At 48.0% G+C, this 20,168-nt stretch carries 18 protein-coding genes and 1 riboswitch; of the genes, 3 read left to right on the top strand and 15 right to left on the bottom strand.

All coding sequences use genetic code 11. The features are described from left to right. Nucleotides 1-30: 30 nt before the first annotated feature. The 7 genes from HI950_RS22740 to HI950_RS22710 all read right to left on the bottom strand — a co-directional run bounded on the left by HI950_RS22740 (nt 31) and on the right by HI950_RS22710 (nt 7,975). Nucleotides 31-414 (bottom strand): GNAT family N-acetyltransferase, encoded by a 384-nt coding sequence (locus tag HI950_RS22740; protein WP_169087492.1) that lies wholly within the window; start codon nt 412-414, stop codon nt 31-33. 144 nt (nt 415-558) lie between these two features. Continuing rightward, nucleotides 559-2,289: a methyl-accepting chemotaxis protein gene (locus HI950_RS22735; protein ID WP_169087490.1), complete on the bottom strand. Its 1,731-nt coding sequence runs from the start codon at nt 2,287-2,289 to the stop codon at nt 559-561. Then, the gene (locus tag HI950_RS22730) at nt 2,270-3,958 is read right to left on the bottom strand and encodes a pyridoxal phosphate-dependent decarboxylase family protein (RefSeq protein ID WP_169087488.1); all 1,689 of its coding nucleotides are present in this window, start codon (nt 3,956-3,958) and stop codon (nt 2,270-2,272) included. Before HI950_RS22730 ends, HI950_RS22735 begins: the two co-directional genes overlap by 20 nt. Nucleotides 3,959-4,076: 118 nt before the next feature. Continuing rightward, nucleotides 4,077-4,162, bottom strand: a riboswitch (cyclic di-GMP riboswitch). Nucleotides 4,163-4,445: 283 nt separating this feature from the next. Then, nucleotides 4,446-5,678, bottom strand: a complete 1,233-nt coding sequence (locus HI950_RS22725; protein WP_169087487.1) for an ABC transporter permease — start codon at nt 5,676-5,678, stop codon at nt 4,446-4,448. Nucleotides 5,679-5,692: 14 nt separating this feature from the next. Next, entirely contained in the window at nt 5,693-6,415 is a 723-nt protein-coding gene (locus HI950_RS22720; protein WP_169087485.1) for an ABC transporter ATP-binding protein, read from the bottom strand. A gap of 162 nt (nt 6,416-6,577) precedes the next feature. After that, the gene (locus tag HI950_RS22715) at nt 6,578-7,357 is read right to left on the bottom strand and encodes a Cof-type HAD-IIB family hydrolase (protein ID WP_169087483.1); all 780 of its coding nucleotides are present in this window, start codon (nt 7,355-7,357) and stop codon (nt 6,578-6,580) included. 168 nt (nt 7,358-7,525) lie between these two features. Further along, nucleotides 7,526-7,975, bottom strand: coding sequence for an SRPBCC family protein (locus tag HI950_RS22710; RefSeq protein WP_169087481.1), 450 nt, complete (start codon nt 7,973-7,975; stop codon nt 7,526-7,528). A 134-nt stretch (nt 7,976-8,109) separates the two neighbouring features. On the opposite strand from HI950_RS22710, the gene HI950_RS22705 reads away from it, so the two are divergent. Further along, a complete protein-coding gene (locus HI950_RS22705; RefSeq protein WP_169087479.1) occupies nt 8,110-8,916 on the top strand; it encodes a helix-turn-helix domain-containing protein in 807 nt (268 codons plus the stop codon). 161 nt (nt 8,917-9,077) lie between these two features. Next, nucleotides 9,078-9,905: a hypothetical protein gene (locus HI950_RS22700; protein ID WP_169087477.1), complete on the top strand. Its 828-nt coding sequence runs from the start codon at nt 9,078-9,080 to the stop codon at nt 9,903-9,905. Between the two features lie 60 nt (nt 9,906-9,965). Here the strand turns inward: HI950_RS22700 and HI950_RS22695 are convergent, their stop codons facing one another. From HI950_RS22695 to HI950_RS22680, 4 genes are all read right to left on the bottom strand, one after another. Next, nucleotides 9,966-11,546 (bottom strand): ATP-binding protein, encoded by a 1,581-nt coding sequence (locus tag HI950_RS22695; protein WP_169087475.1) that lies wholly within the window; start codon nt 11,544-11,546, stop codon nt 9,966-9,968. Nucleotides 11,547-11,793: 247 nt separating this feature from the next. Continuing rightward, nucleotides 11,794-12,921 (bottom strand): copper amine oxidase N-terminal domain-containing protein, encoded by a 1,128-nt coding sequence (locus HI950_RS22690; protein ID WP_169087472.1) that lies wholly within the window; start codon nt 12,919-12,921, stop codon nt 11,794-11,796. Between the two features lie 109 nt (nt 12,922-13,030). Continuing rightward, nucleotides 13,031-14,167: a bifunctional cystathionine gamma-lyase/homocysteine desulfhydrase gene (locus tag HI950_RS22685; protein ID WP_169087802.1), complete on the bottom strand. Its 1,137-nt coding sequence runs from the start codon at nt 14,165-14,167 to the stop codon at nt 13,031-13,033. Between the two features lies 1 nt (nt 14,168). Further along, nucleotides 14,169-15,089 carry a PLP-dependent cysteine synthase family protein gene (locus HI950_RS22680; protein WP_169087470.1) on the bottom strand — a complete coding sequence of 307 codons (921 nt, stop codon included), beginning with the start codon at nt 15,087-15,089 and terminating at the stop codon, nt 14,169-14,171. 304 nt (nt 15,090-15,393) lie between these two features. On the opposite strand from HI950_RS22680, the gene HI950_RS22675 reads away from it, so the two are divergent. Further along, nucleotides 15,394-16,842 carry a DHA2 family efflux MFS transporter permease subunit gene (locus HI950_RS22675; protein ID WP_223285450.1) on the top strand — a complete coding sequence of 483 codons (1,449 nt, stop codon included), beginning with the start codon at nt 15,394-15,396 and terminating at the stop codon, nt 16,840-16,842. Nucleotides 16,843-16,927: 85 nt separating this feature from the next. On the opposite strand, the gene HI950_RS22670 is transcribed toward HI950_RS22675, so the two are convergent. The 4 genes from HI950_RS22670 to HI950_RS37060 form a co-directional block, all read right to left on the bottom strand. After that, nucleotides 16,928-17,602 (bottom strand): methionine ABC transporter permease, encoded by a 675-nt coding sequence (locus HI950_RS22670; protein ID WP_169087466.1) that lies wholly within the window; start codon nt 17,600-17,602, stop codon nt 16,928-16,930. Further along, nucleotides 17,592-18,620, bottom strand: coding sequence for a methionine ABC transporter ATP-binding protein (locus HI950_RS22665; RefSeq protein WP_169087464.1), 1,029 nt, complete (start codon nt 18,618-18,620; stop codon nt 17,592-17,594). Before HI950_RS22665 ends, HI950_RS22670 begins: the two co-directional genes overlap by 11 nt. A gap of 75 nt (nt 18,621-18,695) precedes the next feature. Continuing rightward, nucleotides 18,696-19,526: a MetQ/NlpA family ABC transporter substrate-binding protein gene (locus HI950_RS22660; RefSeq protein WP_169087462.1), complete on the bottom strand. Its 831-nt coding sequence runs from the start codon at nt 19,524-19,526 to the stop codon at nt 18,696-18,698. 525 nt (nt 19,527-20,051) lie between these two features. After that, nucleotides 20,052-20,168: IS3 family transposase (locus tag HI950_RS37060; protein WP_411268111.1), on the bottom strand; the 117-nt coding region annotated here is incomplete at its 5' end.

The following is a 20,168-nucleotide window of genomic DNA, read 5'->3' as shown; positions in this document are numbered from 1 at the left end:
GCAGTTCTCTTCCTATCTTTATCATATGCTTTAGTTTGGCAGCTTTCCTCCAGAAGTACCGGCACCGCTTGAACTATACGTGTCCGAGTATTCCGTGTTCGTTTTTTCCCATACATCCGCATATTCGGGATGCCGCTTGAATTGCGCTAACGCGTAAGAGCAGGAAGGGATAATTCTTCTGCCTTTCTCCCTTGCCTCTTCGACAACAAAATCCAGCAATTGCCTACCCAAATCCCGACCGCGATATTCTCCATCAACGAACGTATGGTCAATGACCCACGTATTCACGTCAACTAGAGAGTACGTAATCTCTCCAATCATTCCCTTGGCTGTCGTCAAAATATAGCTATTTCCCTGTTTTTGCGCCAAAATTTCCTCTTCCACTGCACCATACATGTCTCGATCTGTGCTCATTGTGCCCGCACCTCCTAGAACGTTGTGGCTCGAGCCCTCTTTCGGCCCAGCCGGCTCACTACTAGTCCTTACCCTTATGCACCAGCGATGAACCGCCTGCCAACAACCATTTTACAGCCCACTAAAATAAGCACGCGCTTCTAGTTATTGATCAAGCTTAAAGTGCTTGACTGAATCCTTGAGATCAACGGCGAGCGAAGATAGCTGTGCGATTGCTGCGGATATTTCCTGCATAGTCGCGCTTTGCTGCTCAGCTGCGGCTGCAACTTCTTCCGTGCCTGCCGCTTGCTCTTGCGTAACGCCTGAAATTTGCTGCATTGCCCCGGATATCGATCCAAAAGAGCCGTCTACCTTATCCAAAGCGTTCAGCATATGATCCGTGTGTGCATAGAAATGCGTGACGCCGCTATGAATGTCTTTAAAGTTATCGTACGTGCCTGTAATCCACGATAAGCCTTGATCAGCCGCCTCGCTGCCTTCTGCAATGCGTTCTATCACTAGCCTGCTGTTGTCTTGGGTGCTGGAGATGAGCTCCGTTACGGATAATGCAGCTTCTGCGGACTGAGCAGCCAATTTTTTCACTTCGCCCGCTACGACTGCAAATCCGCGACCAACTTCTCCTGCACGAGCCGCCTCAATGGAAGCATTTAAAGCTAGCAGATTGGTTTGCGATGAAATGTCCGAGATGATCGTAATAATTTCGCTTATTTCCTTTGAGCGTTCATCAAGCATAGCTGCAGCCTCTTGGGAATGCGCCATTGATTGCTTAATGACATTCATCTGTTGAAGCGTATGCTCAACCAAATTTTGACCTTGCTCCGATTGCTCTTGTACTTGAGCCGCAATACTTTGCATATCCTTCATGCCGCCCGAAACACTTTTGATTTCGGAATCAATGTCGGTAATGGTTGTATTGCTGTGAGTAACACTGACAACAATGTCGTTGATGCCATCGCTCATCCGGTTAGTTGAATCCGCAACCATCGCCGCGCTATTGGTGGACTCACCTGCTGATTGGTGCAAATGATGACTCGTATCCGCGATTAGAGTAGAGGAAGCGATGACCTGTTGAATAAGGCTTTTGAGACTTTGAATCATCGAGTCAAAGGAGCCGGCCAGCTTCCCTATTTCATCACGGCTAGTCACAGATATAGTCGTTTGCAAATCACCCTTAGCGATCTTTTCCGTTGCAAGCATCAATTTACGAAGCGGATTCGTAATAATTCTACTGATCACGACTGCCAAGAGGCTGCCAACAACAAACATGACAATTGTAATAATGAAGGAAGTCCACTTAGCCGAAGAAGCCGTTTCGGGTACGATAGAAGCATCTAAGTCGATCCCTAAAATTCCGTAAGCTTCCCCCTTCTGATTAGCGATTGGGACAAAGATCGATTTATGCGTCCCGTACTCATCCTTATAGATTGGGCTAATGACAAGCTTGTTAGCGCTCATAGCTTCTTTCATCTCGGCAGTAAATGGATAAGGAGTGCCGAAATCATCGGGGACATCAGATAGAATCAAAATACGTTCATTTTCTTGACTCCTCGACAAGATATAAATATTTTCAAGATTATGAGCCACTTTTACGGCTTCGAATTCCTTTTTCACTTTTGTATAGTTGGGATCTTCTACACTAACCAATTCGATATCTGTACCGGGTATAGAAGAGAAGGTTTCTGAAGCAATTTGAATGTCGGTCTTCAGGCGTTCATCGAACTGGTCTACTAAACTGTCTGTGAGGTTCTGATTTGAGACATAACCCGAAAAGGCGAATGCGATACAGGTGATAAGCTGCAGTATAAAAATGCTAGATGCGATTTTTACAGAAAGATGTTCTCTAAACCATGCAAAATTAACGATAGACTTCTTCATGTAGGATACCCCCAGGATGTTTGAGCCGATATTCTGTGTATGTTTCTTGTACTTTTGCCTTTAAATAGCCAACGATTTCTTCAACATGCTCAAGCTGTGTATATGGAGATATGACAAACAATTTTGTAGCGTACAAGGCGAGACGTTTTCCATCAGATGTCGGAACGTAGAGATGCTTCTTTGTATCGCCAAAGAACATCTTCCCTCTCCCTTTGCCGAGAATTTCAAACAGAATTTCATTTAATTGGTTCGTTTGATCCACTTGGTCATAGGATTGGTGCCCGCTTAGCTCGCTACCATAACCGCTTTGTCCGTCGCTATAAATTCGGAAAAGGGTAATAATTCCAGGATTATTCGGATTAACGATGATGGCCTCCGGAATTTCGCGAGCCAATGTTCGGCGGAATGCGATGTTGACCTCGACAAATTGAGCGAGAAGCCGTTGATAACCCTCAATTCCAAAGGCTAGAAGTGCGCTGTATATGCTGATAGAGCTGCCCATCCTTGAGCATTCCAGCGTATAGCTGGTGTGGTATTGCCCATAGCCCCGATGTCCCACATACGGCGTCTCGTCCGGGTCCAGATCCACGAGCTTCAAATCCTCCGCATTTTTAACCAGAAACAAGCTTGTCGAATAGGGCGTCTGCCCAAGCTTTTGAAAATCGAAGCAGAGCGAATCCGCTAAATGCAAATGCCTCATTCGGCTTTGAATCTCTTTTAAGCTGATCAACACCTCATCATGAAAAGAAAGCGGATTTAGCGTAAAATCATATTCGTTAAAAAAGGCAAAAAAACCGCCAAGAGCCGAGTCAGCATGAATATGTGGACGGGAAATACCGAATTCTCTTGCAAGCAGATCAGCCATACCCGTTATCTCTTCAAGGTTATCTATCCCCATTGCATCGGTTGTCCCCGTAGTCGCAACAATAAAGATAGGAATGCCTCCGGATTGAATGACTTTCTCCATTTTTTCCTTTAGATCCGACACATTCATTGAGCTATCTTCGTTCGTTTTCACTTTAATGAGATTGTCGCTGCCTAGACCCGTTGCTTCCATCGATTTATATAGACTGTAGTGTGCCGCTTCGGAGCAAAAGGAGTATAAATGGCTAGGCACTCCGCTCTTGGACGCAGCAGACGAGTATTTGTTGATGGCTAACCGCAATGCAGTAAATATAGCGCCTTGACCGCCCCAAGTCGTATAACCTCCGCTTACTGAAGCGTTATATCCAACAAGCTTAGACATCATGGAGACCACTTTGACCTCGGCTTCAGCACCTGCAGGCCCATATACATCCCAAAGATTGTTGCCGTTTACCATAAAAGCGGCTAGCATGCCAAGTACACCAGGTATACTTGCCATAGGCAAAATATTCGTAAGAAAGTACTTCGTATGATAAGGGTGAGCGTAAAGAAGCTTCAGCAGCTCTTTATTCACGTCTTGAAGCGGCTGTCCCGTACTAGGAATGCGACTTTCGTTCACGATATCACTGTAAAAAGCAGGCCCTCGATCCTTTTGGCCTTTAAGATAGACCGATTCAGGATCTTTTAATTCATCTACACCCGTTACAATTTGGCCCATTAGCTCTAACATCAAATTTCTTTGTTGCAAGTTACCATCATCACTTGGGAAAAGATTGCGAATATCAGATGTATTGATTTTCTCCATTTACTATCCCTCTTTCTCTCTGCTATCTCTATAATCCCCCGTGGAAATATACCTAAGGAAAAATAGCATAAGAAAAATAGGATATCGGCTAATAGTCATAGCTACACCGTTTGCTTTTTTTTGCAACTGGCTGACATTTCTTGATCAGAAGTAGTCCCTATAGCTTTGCGTCGCCACTTTTCAGTGGTTTTGCCTGATATTCGATTTTAGGATTGCATATTAATTCCATAGATAATATTGGCAGATACTGGATGGATTTAGGAACATTCTACTATTCCCCATTTATAAGATCAACACTTTTATCTCAATTTTCATCATAATTCATCAGAAATCGACATATTTAGATGTAGCACTCTCGCGTACCTCGTCATGAGTTGTCGTATGTGCAATAAAAAAACGTTCGGCTAAGAGAAAACCGACCTTTGATTTCTATCAAAAACGACCATGATCAGAGAATGATCATGGTCGTTTTTTAGTTCTTTAACGTTTATGAATCAGCTGGCTTGCGAAGTGTAAATAAACGGATGCCGCCCCATACGATAAAGCAGAGCAGCGCTGCGGGAACAGCAGCCTTCACGCCAAGCAGCTTATAACCGGCAATGGCAGACCATAAAAGCATAGGGAGCAGCAGCAGCCAAAACCGCGATATGACTGCCCCTTTCTTAGCACTGCTAGGCGACCACGGGAATTGTAGAATAAAGTCCTCCGCGAACCACTGCTTCCATTGAATGTGCAGCCACGAGGAGCCAAGCATGGTTAAAGCCGCGACTAGAAACAGTGCAATCGGCCCAGGAACCAGCGTAATGGCCACCGTAGAAGCAGAGATGAAGCTAAGCCAGACTCTTAGATGTGCCATGCAGCGCAAGAAAGCCTTCAGTCGCATTTCGGCCAGCACAGTCCCTGCGTCCGATTTGCGGAACAAGCGCTGGGAATGTCGAAAGAGGAACGGACGCTTCAATCGAACGAGCGGCTTCGATTCAATAACCTGACTCATGAGCATTTCTGTGCTGCGCAGGCGCGTCTCACTCTCCTGCTTCACCTCTGCTTCAAAATGTATAGCTGAATGCCAGCCATAGCGCAGCATAATAAGCAAGGTGACAATTCCGCCGCCAAGAGACAGGCTTAGCAGTCTCGTATCATAAGCCCAAGCCAGCATTGGAATGAGGTAGACGGCAATAAACAGCAGCATGCCTATCAAATCGATTATCCGCTTGCGCCAGCCTCTCAGCCTGCCATTCATCATGTGTGTGCCAATTGCCCATATCATGCCCGCTACGATGGTATACGCATAGGCTAGACCTAGCTGAAGCCCGGCCAATCCTTCAACTTTTAGTAGGAATGGCTGCAATATAAGCATTGGCAGACCAATTGCGACTAATTTCACCACCAATGTATATCCAATTCCGCATCGCTTTAACGTCTGCAGCCACTCCGGCCTCTGCAGCAAGAACAATCGGTCCGCTTCCTCGACAAATAGGCGAACCCGCCCAAAAAATAACAAGATGAGCAGTAGGATCGGATATAGCTTGGACCACGGCAAGCTCATAGCCCAATCCGGCATTTCCTGCAAAACCTCTAAATACAGCCCTCCGGCTATAAACAAGCCTGGCAGAAGCAAATAGAGCCAAACCGTCCAGTCGAGCACACTATTCCAAACGCGGAGCTGCTCTTTCCCGCTCCGCTTTAACCGAATCCAAAAGAGCTGGCGAGGTGTAAGCAATTAATTCAGCCCCCTTAAGTCAATGCGTGAAAGCATTCGAACAATGTCGCATCCTCAGCGCATCCCGCATCCTGCCTTACTTGTCCAAGCGTACCCCGTGCAACGACTGATCCTTTGTTAATAAGGACAAAGCCGGTGCAAATCCGCTCCGCGGTGTCCAGAACATGTGTGGACATGAGCACGCCTGCGCCTCGCTCCCGCTCTCCCTCAAGCAGCTTCAAAAAATCTGTCGTCGCTCTCGGGTCAAGACCGACGAACGGCTCATCCACGATATAAATATCCGGCTCAAGCAGAAATGCAATGATAAGCATCAGCTTTTGCTGCATCCCTTTGGAGAAATGCGTCGGGTAATGATGCCTCTCTTCGGTTAGACGAAATTGCTCCAGCAATTTTTCCGCTTTGACTGCAAACTGCTTCTCCTCTATCCCGAATGCTGAGGCTGCCAAATGAAGATGCTCCCACAGCGTAAAATATTCATAGAACACCGGCTGCTCCGGCACGTAGGCATATCGTTTATTTTGACCGCCAATCACGATTTCTCCTCGCACATGTGCCATTAACCCTAGAATCGTTTTGATCGTCGTGCTTTTGCCCGCTCCGTTAGGGCCAATTAAGCCAACAAGCTCTCCCGGCGCCACCTCCAGCTTAATGCCGCGAATAGCTGGCTTTTCTTCCTCATAGCCTGCCTCCGCAATCGCCACGCGAAGCACGTACTCCTGCTTGCTCATACTGCCCATAAGAAAATAACCGCCTTTCATGACGCACTTTAAAGAACATCTACGAATAGTCTTCCCAGAAAGTTCCATTCATGTCCATGGATTGCAAACAGCCCCGACTCATGAAGAGAAAGGGCTGCTTTTATCCTTATGTAAACCGGCTACTTACAGACATGCATGAAGCTACTTTTGCAATAAGCCTGCTTCAATTAAACCATTACGAATCCCCTGCTCGTCCACATGCGTCGTCACATAATCCGCAAATGGCAGCAGGTCGGGATGGGAATTGCCCATAGCGACTCCGAATCCAACCGTTTCCAGCATCTCTTTATCGTTTAGCCCATCGCCAAATGCGACCGCATCTGCCGCTGTAAGGCCTAGCTTATCCAGCAGCGCCTCGATGCCTTGCGCCTTCGAACCGCCTGCCGGCAGGACATCAATCGCCTGCGGGTGCCAGCGAATGAGCTTTAATTCCGTGTGCAGTCCGTCATATAAATGCTCCTCATGGCTTTCGCAGTGAAGAAACACTTGATAGATGCCATCCGTCTTCCAAAATTCCGGATTGTAGCCCGGCAGATCAACCTTTAACGAATTGACCGATGCAATAATAAAGGGATGATCCTCTTTGTCCGCGAAATAGTTATGCTCGCCTTCAAATACGAGGCCGTGATTATGCTCAGCGGCTGTCTTCACGAGCGCTTCCAGCCGGCTCTTCTCGATTTCGCGTCTATAGAGCGGGGTTCCCTTGTAGACAACGTAACCGCCATTAAGGCAAACGAATGATTCAATTCCTAGCTGTTCAGCGAGCGGTTTAATGAAATATGGCGCTCTGCCCGTAGCGATAACCGGCTCAACACCGCTTTCCTTCAGCTCTGCGATCGCCTTGATCGTATCCGCAGGTATTTCCTTCTGTTCATTGATCAACGTTCCATCGATGTCAAAAAAAACGATTTTATAGCCCATTCTGCTTTCTCTCCTATCCGTAGTCGCAGACGTATTCCGCCTGTCCTTTTTATACAGTATAAAGAATCAAGGCCTTAAAAGGAATCTTCTTGCACCGATGAAAAAAAATGAGGCCGCACCAAGAGGCCATCGCCTCTTGGTACAGCCCCAATATCGTTTTCCGTATGCTTACCAGCCAAAGTCCAATCCTTTGCCTGTCTCGACAAACGTTTTTAGATTGCTTAGAATCATCCACCACTGGCTATCGACTGTTTCCAGCGAGGGATGGTTTTCGGTAAATGCATTATTGATTACAGTCAGCTTAGTTGTTGCCCCAACTTCTTCTAGCGTGAAGCTGATAGTAGACTCCAGCTCCGCGTGATTCGGCCTGTAAGAAGGACCTGGATGCTCTAAAACGGTAAATATTTTACCAGGCTCATATGCTAAAATAGTACCATAGATATGAACGGTCTCATCACCATCAGTTCCTGGGCCAACATATTTATAGGACGACCCTATTTCAAAGGTAGATTCAATAACGCAGCCAAAAAACGTTTGGCGAGTTCCTTCCGGCGATACAAGAGCATCCCAAACCTTCTCGGGCGACGCCCCGATATAAAACTCATATTCAAACTCCATGTGACACACTCCTTCTCTGAATCAATATAGGGCTGCATTGTACTCTATTAACGCTTTCCATTCGTAGTATATCGCTATTCATATAGCTAGTATTGTAAAAACGCGACAAAACGACCAATTGGAGTGATTCAAGGATGAATACAACGGATAAAACGCGCAGCATGGGCATTTTGCAGATGAACGAGGGCGAGAAGAAATTCCAGCTTTCCCGATATGCTCCCTCTGAGCCCCTAAGCCATTTCATTAAGCACTACTGGACCGTGAGCTGGAACTTGGAGGGTGAGCCTCCCTATTTGCAGGATGTCGTCCCGCATCCTTGCGTCAATATGGTTATGGAGAATGATAGAAGCGGCATCTATGGCGTCTCCAGCCGCGTGTATACGAAGAGATTGGAAGGAACGGGACAAGTATTCGGCGTAAAATTTTTGCCCGGCGGCTTCTATCCTTTTATTCATTCGCCGCTCTCCAAGCTTACGGATCAGGCCTTGTCGGTTGAAGCTGTATTTGGCACCGAAGCTCTCAGGTACGAGCAGCAGCTTCATTCCACGGCCGATATAACCAGTAAAATCGCGCATACGGAAGCCCTTTTTCTACAGTCGCTTCCAAGACAGAGCGATGCGATTACGCTTATCAATCTAATCATTTCACGCATCCAAGAGGATCGCGAGTTGACCAAGGTGGAGCAAATATGTGTATTATTCGATATAAACAAAAGGAAGCTCCAGCGCTTATTTAACCAATATGTCGGGATAAGCCCGAAGTGGGTCATCAAGCTGTACCGTCTTCAAAACGCGGCTGAGGCCATAGATACTGGAAGACATCCCGACCTGCTTAAGCTGTCTGCGGAACTCGGATATTACGATCAATCCCATTTCATTAAGGAATTTAAATCCATGATCGGCAAAACGCCGGATATGTATGCCAAACCGGCAGCCTTATAGCTATCAAGCGCTTGACGGCGCCCCGAAGCATCCTGTATATTGATAGAAATCAATGAAATGTACGGCTTACGATGGAAGCACCCGTAAGAGATGGCGCATGGCGCCTATCTTGCAGGTGCTTTTTTTGCGTTGTTTGCCAAAATCAAAGGAGGCTTCACATTATGCGTTTTGTCTCAAGGTTTGCCGCATTATCAATTGCCCTCATGCTCCTGCTTGCGCTCGTAAATCCAGCAATGCTTGCAGCCGCTTCGTTCGAGTTTGGCGTTACCGTCAAAACCGCCTTTGACAAAATGAAAGGAGCTGCGGATAAACCGACCGCAGCCAAGCTAACTTCGCAATATGCCGAATTGCAAGCCAAACAGCGGCTGACCATCGATTGGGACGCAAGGATATGCAAGCTGCATTACCAGAATGAAGAGGCTATACTCGCAACACGCAAGCGAATAAAAGAAGTAAATGCGGACAAGCTGCTAAAGCTTGAAGCCGCCGTCACACAGGTCAAAAAGAAATACGAGCCTTTGTTTAGACTCTATGATTCATTAAATCAGCAGCTAAGCATCGCTAAATCGTTTAAGGACAAGACCATTGTCAATGTGCTCAAGCCTCAGGTCGAAACGACCAAAGCTGCCGTTTCGCTTGCCAAGCTGGATATACGCAGCAAGGAAGCGGCGCTCAGAAGCGAGAAAGCAAACACGGCTAACACGATCAAAAAGCTTCGAGATTTGCTGAGCGGCATCGACCCGATCAAAGTAAAGATCAAAGCTGCAAAAAGCTCCGTTAGCCGTATAAAAAAACAGTTTGCTACTGAGGCATCCGTATTAAACCAAGTCATCAAAAAAGGAGATGCCGCAGCGACAGTAAGCTCCTTTATAAGAATGCTCGCCTATATGCAGCAGATTAACGATCTCAAGCAAAATACCTACGCATATGAGCAGCAGAAGATGGCTATCCTTGCAAAGGTCGATGCGCAAATCGCCGACCCATCGTAATGAAGCGCAGCAGAAAGCGCGTCTCGGCAACCGAAACGCGCTTCTGCATAATCTGATGTATTAAACACACGGGAACCAAACTTCGACCGTCGTCCCTACCTCAAGCTCGCTTGAGATGACTAAGCGACCGTTATGCGAGGAAACGATTTTGTCCACGATCATCATGCCTAGACCGTTCCCGTCGCGCCTTGTCGTATGAAAGGGCTGTCCAATACGCTGCAGCACTTCATCCGTCATGCCGACGCCGTTATCGGCAAATCGCATCCGTTGAAAGCCCTCGACCTCATCCAGCTGAATGCGAATCTCCCCACCGAAGGGCAGAGCTTCCATCGCATTTTTCAAAATATTCAAAATGACCTGCTTTACTTGATCCCGGTCGCATCGAATCGTCTTCCGCTCCTGAGTGTCACAATGGATTTGAATGCCGTTCATTTCGAGCTGCATTTCAAACACCGACAGCACCTCTTGCAATAGGATAGAGCATTGCTCGTCTTTGTACTGTATCGCCTGCGGTCTTCCTAATATTAAAAACTCGCCGACGATGGCGTTCATGCGCTCCAGCTCAGACATCATCAGATTGTAATAATGAGGATTAGTCGTTTTACTGGACAATTGCAGCATTCCCTTAACCGTCGTCATGGGATTGCGAATTTCATGCGCGATGCTGACTGCAATCTGGCCTGCAAATACTAGCTTCTCCGTATTGCGCAGCAGCTCCTCTGTTGTCTTCATCTCCGTAATATCCCGTAGACTGCCAACCACTCGTGTAAGCTGATGCTCATTATCATAGATCGGCACCACATCGAGCATGTAATAGCGCTGTAAATTTCCGACCTGCAACGCAACCTCTATTCCTACGCATGGCTCCCTGCTGCTAATCACCTGTTCAAAATAGGGAGCAATCCTGCTCCTTTCAAATACGCTTGTTCCTAAGCAGCTGTCTTTCCAGTCCTTATCTTTGCCCAGTATGGCAGCTCCGATATCATTCGTGTCTATAATCGTTCCGAGCGCATCTGTAATGACCACGCCATAATAGTTGGTTTTCAGAAGAACCTGATTCAAAATTTGAAGCTGGGTATTATTTCTTCTGAGCAGCAGCTCTCGCTCAATGGAGTCGACGATCGTGCATAAAAGAGCAAGCAGATGAGGGTGGTTGAATTGTATACCGGTCATCAAGGAGAGGGTTGCGAGCAGTTGTCCGTTATCTTTGTTGTAGATGGGTGTCGTATAACAGGCCAGCTGGTGAAGCGCCTTATGGAAATGATCCTCGCCAATGAGCTGAATAGGCCCATTGCTGCGTATGCATAAATCGACCGCATTCGTACCGATCTCTTCCGAGAATCGCAATCCCTCGACAATACCTAACTGACGCACCGTAGCGATAATGGAGGAATCCCCTTTAAATTCAAGAATATAGCCCTCATGATCTGAAATCGCGATAAAGAAAGGGTCTCCTGCTACAGAGGACAGAAATTTGTCTACAAAAAAACCGATAACCTCAATAGCTTCTCGATTTTGGCTTCGCTTCGCTTCCAGCTCCGCACCAGAACAGCATTCTGTATAGACGGGAAGATAATCTGGACTTAGGCCTTGCTTTACGCATTGTTTATGCGACTCTATAATTCTATCGTTATTTAACATATTGTTATACCAATTAACCTTTCCAGGAGGGCTTGCTTCCATTTAGTTGGACATTACCCAATATTCTAGCTAAACCGTTCACAATCCTTCCCAATTTTATTAAAAATCGTTTATAATTAACGGGATTCTCCAAAGATAAAAAAAAATTCAACATAAGAAACGGGCACATCTATAATATTTGTATAACAAAAAGCGACACCACTTTGGCTTTATGCCATAGTAGTATCGCTTTTTGTTGCTGCTGCAATTATCCTTGAGGCTGAAGCGTAATCTTTATATCATCCAGATATAAGGTAGTGAGACCCTCATAGCCGGAGTCGCTTCCCACAATAACGAAAAGCTCACCCTTCTCATTTGCAGTAAGCGACGCAGCATATTGCATGGCAACCGGCTGAAAGCATTTTAGTTCATCATTTGGCTGCACCATGTTGCCGACGATTTTCATATCCGCGCCTTCTGTTTTTTGATTCCCTTTATCCAGGTTCATACGGTAGTGGGGATGACCCTCCGCATCCGACTCGACCGCTTGCGGCTCCTTGTTCACGAAGCCCGCTTTAATGCTTACTGCTTCACCAGGCGCGCCGCCAACACCCATCATGCCGCCCGCTTGATCGGTATAAAGCTGGAAGGAAAGCGATGCTTGGTAAGTAGAGCCTGGCTTCAATCCTTCGATTTTCTTCGTAACGTACATAAACAAGTCGTCGCTCCGATTCATTCCAGTAAGCTTTAAACCGTAATTGGTTTTGTTATTAGCCGTTGGCAGCAGCTCTCTACCGTATTTTAGCTCGTAAATGGCAGGATCGTAATCGACGGGCAAGTCAGCGAAGGCTCCCTTCCAGCCCTCCTCGCTTTGGTTAAAAGCATAATGATAGGATAGCGCAGCTTCGCTTGTTTGAATTGTGATTTTTTTGTGCTTCCCATCCCAACTCGTTTTTGCTCCAAGCAATTGCGCCACGCTTTTGGCCGGGATGAAGGCAATGCCCTTTACTACCGCAACTTTGGCAGGAAGCTTTACATTTTTGGTAAACGTGCCGATTACCTCATCGCTGTTTTGCTTCAGGTGTACGGTAAGCCCATCGCGAGACAAGGTTATTTCTTTTGCTTTCCCATCCCATTCGAGCTTAGCTTGCAGACCCTCCGCCAATGCTCTTACCGGTACCATCGTAATCCCGTTAACCACATAAGGCGCTGCGGAGAGCGTATGCTCTCCGCGGTAATCGATAGCTTTGTTGCTGCCTATTTGAAATTGAAGAGGTATGGACGGTTTAGCTGAAGCGCTATAAGAAATCTCTCCAGGTGCTATCGCACTTAGAAGTACGGCTGTCGTAAGTGAAGCAACTACAATGTTTCTGCTTAGCAATGATTGAATAGCCATTTGTCTACCATCCTTTGTTGTTAGTTGTTTTTATGCGTACCCTACTAACGTGACAAGGATGATATATGTTGCGGAGCCTATCCATCTAACTGCTCTAACAAATAATGGTTTAAGCCTCCAAGCTTTGCTTAAGGTCTTCAATCAGATCCTCGCTATCCTCAATGCCCACCGATATGCGGATCAAACCGTCGGTAATGCCTAGCTGCTCCCGCCGCTCACGGGGGATCGAGGCATGCGTCATTTTGGCAGGCACAGATATGAGGCTCTCTACCGCCCCCAGGCTTTCGGCAAGCGTAAAATATTTCAGCTTACGGATAACCTCGGATGCTTGCTCAGCACTGCCTACGTCAAAGGATATGATGCCGCCGAACCCGCGTGCCTGCCGCCCTGCCAGCTCATGCTGCGGATGACTCGGCAGTCCAGGGTAGTAAATGCTCTTAATGGAATCAAGTCCCGACAAATAGGAGACGATTGCCTGTGCATTTTCCTCATGAGCTTCCATCCGGAGGCCCAGCGTCTTTAAACCGCGCATAAGCAGCCACGAATCCTGGGGACCAAGCACGCCGCCCGTTGCATTTTGCACAAAATGAAGCTCCTCGCCCAGCTTATCGCTATTCACGACAGCTAGACCAGCCACTACATCGCTATGCCCTCCAATGTACTTTGTTGCCGAATGCAGCACAATATCCGCCCCGAGCGCAATCGGCGTCTGCCAATAAGGTGTGCTGAACGTATTATCGACGACAAACAGCAAATGGTTGGCCTTAGCAAAATCGGCTGCTTTTGCAAGGTCTGTCACTTTAAGCAGCGGATTCGTTGGCGTCTCCACGAACAGCGCCTTCGTATTCGGACGAATCGCTTCTTCGATTTCCTCCAGCCTCGTCGTATCCACGAAGGTCGCTTCCATGCCTAGCCGGCTGAGCACCTTCGTGACGATCCGATAAGTTCCCCCGTACACATCATCGGTCAAAATAATATGGTCACCCGCGCTCAGCAGCGAGAAAACGGCGTTGATCGCCGCCATTCCTGAGCTGAACGCAAAGCCCCTTGCACCTTCCTCCAAATCGGCAATATACTGCTCGAGTGCGTGGCGCGTCGGATTGCCGGTGCGCGAATATTCATAGCCCTTATGAACGCCAATATCATCCTGCTTATAGGTGCTCACTTGGTAGATCGGAACGCTAACCGCACCCGTATGCGGATCAAAAGGATTGCCTCCATGAATAAGCTTCGTTTTCCGCTTCAGCTTAAGCACCTCCATAAATCTGTTTGCTTAAATACCGTTCGCTGCTATCTGGGAAAATGGTAACGATTCGACTGCCTGGCGCGGCGACCTCTGCCTCAAGCAATGCGGCATGCAGCGCGGCGCCCGACGAGCTGCCGACAAGCAGACCTTCAAGCTCCGCCAGCTCCTTCACCCTTGCGAAGGCATGGTCATCCTTAATCGTATGAATCGCATCAAAATACGAGCTGTCCATGAACGGGGCCATCTTCTCGACGCCGATTCCCTCCGTTCTGTGCGGGCCTGGCGCTCCGCCGCCAAGGATCGAGCCCTCCGGCTCCACGATAACCGTCTTCACATGAAGGCTCTGCTCTTTTAAATAACGGGCAGTTCCCATGAACGTTCCGCCTGAGCCTGCTCCGGCGACAAAAACGTCGATCTCCCCATTCAACTCCTGCCATAGCTCAGGGGCGAGCGTTTTATAATAGGTTTCCGGGTTAGCCGGATTCGAGAACTGCCTCGGCGAATAGGCGCCTGGAATTTCATTTACCAGCTCCTCCGCCTTCTGAATCGCGCCTACTATGCCAAGCTCCGTCGGCGTATTTACGATATGCGCGCCAAGCGCCCTCATCAGCTGCTGCTTCTCGATGCTGAACTTGTCTGGCACAACAAAGATCGTGGACACGCCGCGTCCGATTGCTGCCAGAGCGAGCCCTATGCCTGTATTGCCTGCCGTTGCTTCTATGACCGTGCCCCCAGGCTGCAATTGCCCGTTTGCGAATGCCTCATTCAACAATTGGATGCCAAGACGATCCTTGACGCTTCCCCCCGGATTTAAGCACTCAAGCTTCGCATAAAGGCGTACGCCGTTTGGAAGCAAGTACCCCTTAAGCTCAACCAGAGGCGTGTTGCCGATAAGCTCGTGGACATTTTGATACAGTGCCATCCGCAGTCCCTCCCGCGATATCCCATTTCCTCTTCCGCTCATCCGTTGATTGGTCTATATCTTAGGTCTATACCTTAGGTCTATACCCTTCATCATATGAAACGGCTTCCCTTTGTGTTATGCCCTGCAAACCTTCTTTAAACAGCTCAGCCGCAGCACTACCATGCCTTTTCTTAAGGTTGAGCCATAAATAGTTCTATCGCTTAATACAACTTTTCAATAATAGCTTACTATTCCTATGTGCTATACTCCCTTTATGCTTCAGAGCCATTCGGTTTTTCTTCAAAAAATAGGAGGTGAGCGGTTGTCAGCGGGACTAACCGAGAAATTAAACAAGCCCCTTTCTGTAAAGCAGTCATTTTGGCCTGCACTAGCGACCCTCTTTTTCGGCTCATTCGTCGGCATGTATCATGTCGTTTCGCTTAATGTATCGTTGCCCGGCTTCATTGACATTTTTCAAACGGATTTAGGAAAGGTGCAGTGGATTGTGACGGGGTTCTCGCTCGCCTGCGGGGTTATTGCGCCTGTCAGCGGCTACGCCGGGGACCGGTTTGGGGGAAAGCATGTTTTTCTATTTTGCCTATCCGGCATTACGATTACGTCTGTGCTATGCGCCCTTTCATGGAATATCTACGCGCTAATTGCGTTTCGAATATTGCAGGGCATCTTCTGCGGGCTTATTCAGCCTGTATCGCTAGCTATGATATATCGAACCGTTCCGACCGAGAAGCAGCCTATCGCGGTAAGTATCTGGTCGTTCTCCACCATCCTTGGAACGGCGCTTGCTCCGTCGGTGAGCGGCTGGCTGCAGGACTATGACTGGCACCTCATCTTCCTTGTAACCGTGCCTATTGGCATTGTGGCGATTATGATCGGCATTCGGATTCTCCCTTCCAATCCGGTCAATAAGGAAACCAGGCTGGATCGCGTCGGCCTTGCGCTTGCAGCACTTGGCAGCCTATCGCTATTGCTGCTCTTCGGCAATATCTACACTTGGGGCTGGCAGTCGGCTGCGTTCTGGATATGCCTAGTTGTAGGTGCCGGAAGCGCGGTGTGGTTCGTTATACACCAGCTTCGCACGCCAGCGCCCTTGCTGCAGCTTCGCTTGTTTCGCAACAAAACGTTTACGGTAAGCTTAATTATCTCGCTCATCCTGTCGGTTGCATTATATTCGGGCATCTACTTTGTCCCGCTTTATTTGGCAGAGATTCATGCGCTCAGCTCATTCCATATCGGGCTCCTGTTCCTGCCAGGGGCGGCTTGCTTGACCTGCGCTACCTTCTTCTCCGGCCGCTATTACCATAAATTCGGTCCCGCTTTGCTTGTGATCGTCGGCAGCGCCATTCTCATAATGACAACGTATATGTTCAGCCGTCTCCAGCTCAGCACGAGCTTGCTTACGATCATGCTTATCATCGCGATCCGCAACACCGGAACTGGGCTGGCGCTGACGCCTGTAACCAACGCCGGCATGATGGCCGTCCCGAAGGAGCTGTCCGGCCATGCATCAGCGCTCATTAATTGGCTAAGGCAGGTTTTTAGCGCGATGGCGCTCGGCTTATTCACCTCGTTGTTCTATGCCCGGCTCGCTGTTCATCAAGCCCGCTCCTCGGACAGTGAGCCGAGCGGCCTGCAAGCCTATACGATGAGCATCAATGACGCCTTTCTCTTATCGGCTGTCATTCTTGTAGCGGCGCTGCCGCTAGCCCTGCTGCTTCGCAAACGGCGGCTTGCGCGCAGCAAGCAGAACTAGCAGCCAAATCCAAATAGGACTGTTTTGACGGATAGATGAGCTCTACCCGCGTCAAAACAGTCCTATATAGAAGTCGGTGCCGGGCTTAATGCTTGCGCAGCTTCTTCGATATCCGGTTGCCTAACGATTGCATCAGCTGCACCAGCAGGATAAGGATAATAACGCATACGTACATCACATCGGGCTCCCAGCGCTGATATCCGTAACGGATCGCCACGTCGCCCAAGCCGCCAGCACCCATCACCCCGGCCATCGCCGTTGCTCCGATTAGACCAATTGTAGCAATGGTGAGACCCAATACGATGCCCGGCCTCGCCTCCTTCAAAATAACCTTCCAAATGATTTGCCGCCGCGACGCGCCCATCGCTTGAAAAGCTTCGATTACGCCGGGATTCACCTCCAGCAAAGCCGATTCAATAAGTCTTGCAATATAGGGCGCGGTGTAGAAAACTAGCGGAACGATAGCCCCCTTCACCCCGATTGTTGTATGTACAAGCCATTTCGTAATCGGAATGATCGCAATCAATATAATGATAAAGGGGACAGAACGAACGATGTTTATAGATGTATTCAACAAATGATAAAGTGTTTTGTTCGCATAAATATGATTCGGCCGCAGCACGACAAGGCACACGCCGAGAAATAAGCCGATGATCGTCGAGAAGAATAAGGAATAGCCGACCATCGCCGCCGTCTCGCCTAATGCCTCCGTGTAGAGATCCCCGTTATCAATAAGACTGTCTAGGAAGCTATTCAACATGTTCGATTACCTCCACCTGCATGCCATTTTGGGCCATATACGCAATGCCTTCCTGCACGATGGGCAGGTCACCAGGCAAGCTAATGATGAGACAGCCAAACACGGTGTCTTTGATTTTTGTAATATTGCCATACAAAATACTCGGCCGGAGCTGAAAACGCATCGTCAAATCCGCTAGAATCGGCTCGCTCACCGTTTCTCCAACGAATGAGATGCGCAGCAGCTGTCCTTTTTCGGCATGGATTGAGACTATCGGCAGAAGCTCCTGCGGCAAATCAACATCAAATACGCTCTTCGTAAACTTTTTGGTCGTATCCGTCTTCGGGCTTGTGAACAGCTCCAGAACGGTGCCCTGCTCCACGATTACCCCGTCCTCCATCACGGCCACTCGGTCGCAAATTTTCTTCACGACATACATCTCATGGGTAATGAGCACGATCGTGATGCCGTAGGCACGTTGGATATCCTGCAGCAGATTCAGTATCGAATCGGTCGTTTGCGGATCAAGCGCCGATGTAGCCTCATCGCACAACAAAATTTCCGGCTCATTGGCAAGCGCTCTTGCAATCGCAACGCGCTGCTTCTGGCCTCCCGACAATTGGGCGGGGTACGCCCCTTTCTTATCCTCCAGCCCAACGAGCGACAGCAGCTCGGTTACCCTCGTTTCGATTTGCTTCTTCGGCGTGCCTGCGAGGACGAGCGGCGCGGCTATATTTTGATAGACCGTGCTCGACATCAGTAAATTGAAATTTTGAAAAATCATGCCGATCTTGCGCCGCATCATCCGCAGCTGCTGCTCATTCAGTCTCGCCAGCTCCGTGCCATTCACGCGAACAATGCCCGTAGAAGGCCGCTCCAAATAGTTGATGCAGCGCAGAAGCGAGCTTTTGCCTGCTCCGCTGTAGCCGATTATGCCGAATATCTCGCCTTTGCGAATATGAAGATTGGCATCCTTCACCGCGTGGACGGCTTGACTGCCTTGCTGATACGATTTGCTTACCTTCTCGATCCAGATCACGGTATGAACGCTCCCCTTTGCTAAAATGTTAAAAAAGGTCCCTTCACTTAAGAAGAGACCTGACCCTTTACCTAACTACCAAGAGGCAACGATATAAGTGCCGTATTTTTCTTCTACAAATTTTTTAACCTGATCGGAGTGGTACGCCTTAATGAGCCTTTGGAATATGGGTTTATCCTTGTCCTCGGTTCGTACCGCAATAATATTGACCCACGGAGAATCCTTGGGCTCGATAAAGATCGCATCCTTTGTTGGGACAAAGCCCGCTTCCACCGCGTAATTCGTGTTAATAACCGCTGCCGTCAAGTCGCCCAGTGCCTTCGGAATAAACGCCGCATCCAGCTCCTCGAATTTCAGGTTCAGCTTATTCTCAGCGATGTCGCGTACGGTCGCTTTAATGCCGACGCCTTCCTTCAGCTTAATTAGGCCGGCATTTTCGAATAGGATTAGCGCCCTAGCGCCATTCGTTGGATCATTCGGCAAGCCGATGACGTCGCCCTCTTTGATCTCCGACACCGCTTTGATTTTCTCGGAATAGAAACCGATCGGAAAATTTAGCGTGTTGGCGATTTTCACGATATCAAGGTTGTTATCCTTCTTGAATTGATCCAGATAAGGCTCATGCTGGAACGCATTGGCATCTAGCTCGCCCTCTGCCAGCACTTTATTAGGCTGTACGTAGTCATTAAATACAACGAGCTCGATATCAAGGTTATCCTTCGCAGCAACCTCCTTCACCTGCGCCCAGATCTCTTCCTCGACGCCTGCCGATATGCCTACTTTAAGCTTTGCCTTTTCTCCATCTCCTTCGCCGTCTGCCCCATCTGAGTCCGACTTGTTGCTGCAAGCTGCAAGTGCAAACGTTAACGCCAGCGTCAGCACGATGAATACCATTTTTTTCTTCATTTCAAACTCCCCCTGTTTCATAATGTTCAAGCTCATTAAGCGTCCAGACAAACAAAAAAGCTCTTATTAAACAGAAGCAGGGCCGCACGGCCTTTCTGTCAAATAAGAGCTTTTAGTCGTCTAATCAGCTCAATTTCATATTATTCCGATATAGTTACTATAGATTAAATTGAAGGTTTCTGTCAACGATTTATTTATCATTTAGATGCTAACGTTTCCAATTTTGGGTAAATCGTAGTTGCGCCAGCTAGCCTATTGTTATTAAAGGAATGCTGCATCCTTGGGAGTCTGCTTACTCCCGCCCATGTTGTTGAACAGGAATAACAGGAAATGAAAATCGGCGTTCCTATTCGATCCCTATTTACCAAGCCAACGCCAGGAAAACACTTTCGCATAAGCGAAAATCTCAAAACCATTTATGTATGAACGGAATTAGCAGGAAAATCTCCCTATAAATTTTCAATATGGAGACAAATAGATTGTTTAGCTGGAAAATTGGACTTCCGTCAAGAATGTGGACACAAATTATCCTGCTTTTCTCTTATTGAATTGTGCAGCAAAGCGAACCGGTGACAAATAGCCCAGTGCACTGTGAATTCGCTTGCGATTGTAGAAGAATTCAATGTATCTGTAAATCTCGTT

The sequence above is a fragment of the Paenibacillus sp. PL91 genome, assembly GCF_012935325.2.
Taxonomy (GTDB): Bacteria; Bacillota; Bacilli; order Paenibacillales; family Paenibacillaceae; genus Pristimantibacillus.
Note: the sequence above shows the minus strand (reverse complement) of the source record. Positions and strands in the feature narration are given on the sequence as shown.

What these genes read in the sequence shown, in the direction of transcription:
- HI950_RS22740 (WP_169087492.1), bottom strand. Translation starts at nt 414, where the DNA reads ATGAGCACAGATCGAGACATGTATGGTGCAGTGGAAGAGGAAATTTTG.
- HI950_RS22735 (WP_169087490.1), bottom strand. Translation starts at nt 2,289, where the DNA reads ATGAAGAAGTCTATCGTTAATTTTGCATGGTTTAGAGAACATCTTTCT.
- HI950_RS22730 (WP_169087488.1), bottom strand. Translation starts at nt 3,958, where the DNA reads ATGGAGAAAATCAATACATCTGATATTCGCAATCTTTTCCCAAGTGAT.
- HI950_RS22720 (WP_169087485.1), bottom strand. Translation starts at nt 6,415, where the DNA reads ATGGGCAGTATGAGCAAGCAGGAGTACGTGCTTCGCGTGGCGATTGCG.
- HI950_RS22715 (WP_169087483.1), bottom strand. Translation starts at nt 7,357, where the DNA reads ATGGGCTATAAAATCGTTTTTTTTGACATCGATGGAACGTTGATCAAT.
- HI950_RS22710 (WP_169087481.1), bottom strand. Translation starts at nt 7,975, where the DNA reads ATGGAGTTTGAATATGAGTTTTATATCGGGGCGTCGCCCGAGAAGGTT.
- HI950_RS22705 (WP_169087479.1), top strand. Translation starts at nt 8,110, where the DNA reads ATGAATACAACGGATAAAACGCGCAGCATGGGCATTTTGCAGATGAAC.
- HI950_RS22700 (WP_169087477.1), top strand. Translation starts at nt 9,078, where the DNA reads ATGCGTTTTGTCTCAAGGTTTGCCGCATTATCAATTGCCCTCATGCTC.
- HI950_RS22695 (WP_169087475.1), bottom strand. Translation starts at nt 11,546, where the DNA reads ATGTTAAATAACGATAGAATTATAGAGTCGCATAAACAATGCGTAAAG.
- HI950_RS22690 (WP_169087472.1), bottom strand. Translation starts at nt 12,921, where the DNA reads ATGGCTATTCAATCATTGCTAAGCAGAAACATTGTAGTTGCTTCACTT.
- HI950_RS22680 (WP_169087470.1), bottom strand. Translation starts at nt 15,089, where the DNA reads ATGGCACTGTATCAAAATGTCCACGAGCTTATCGGCAACACGCCTCTG.
- HI950_RS22670 (WP_169087466.1), bottom strand. Translation starts at nt 17,602, where the DNA reads ATGTTGAATAGCTTCCTAGACAGTCTTATTGATAACGGGGATCTCTAC.
- HI950_RS22660 (WP_169087462.1), bottom strand. Translation starts at nt 19,526, where the DNA reads ATGAAGAAAAAAATGGTATTCATCGTGCTGACGCTGGCGTTAACGTTT.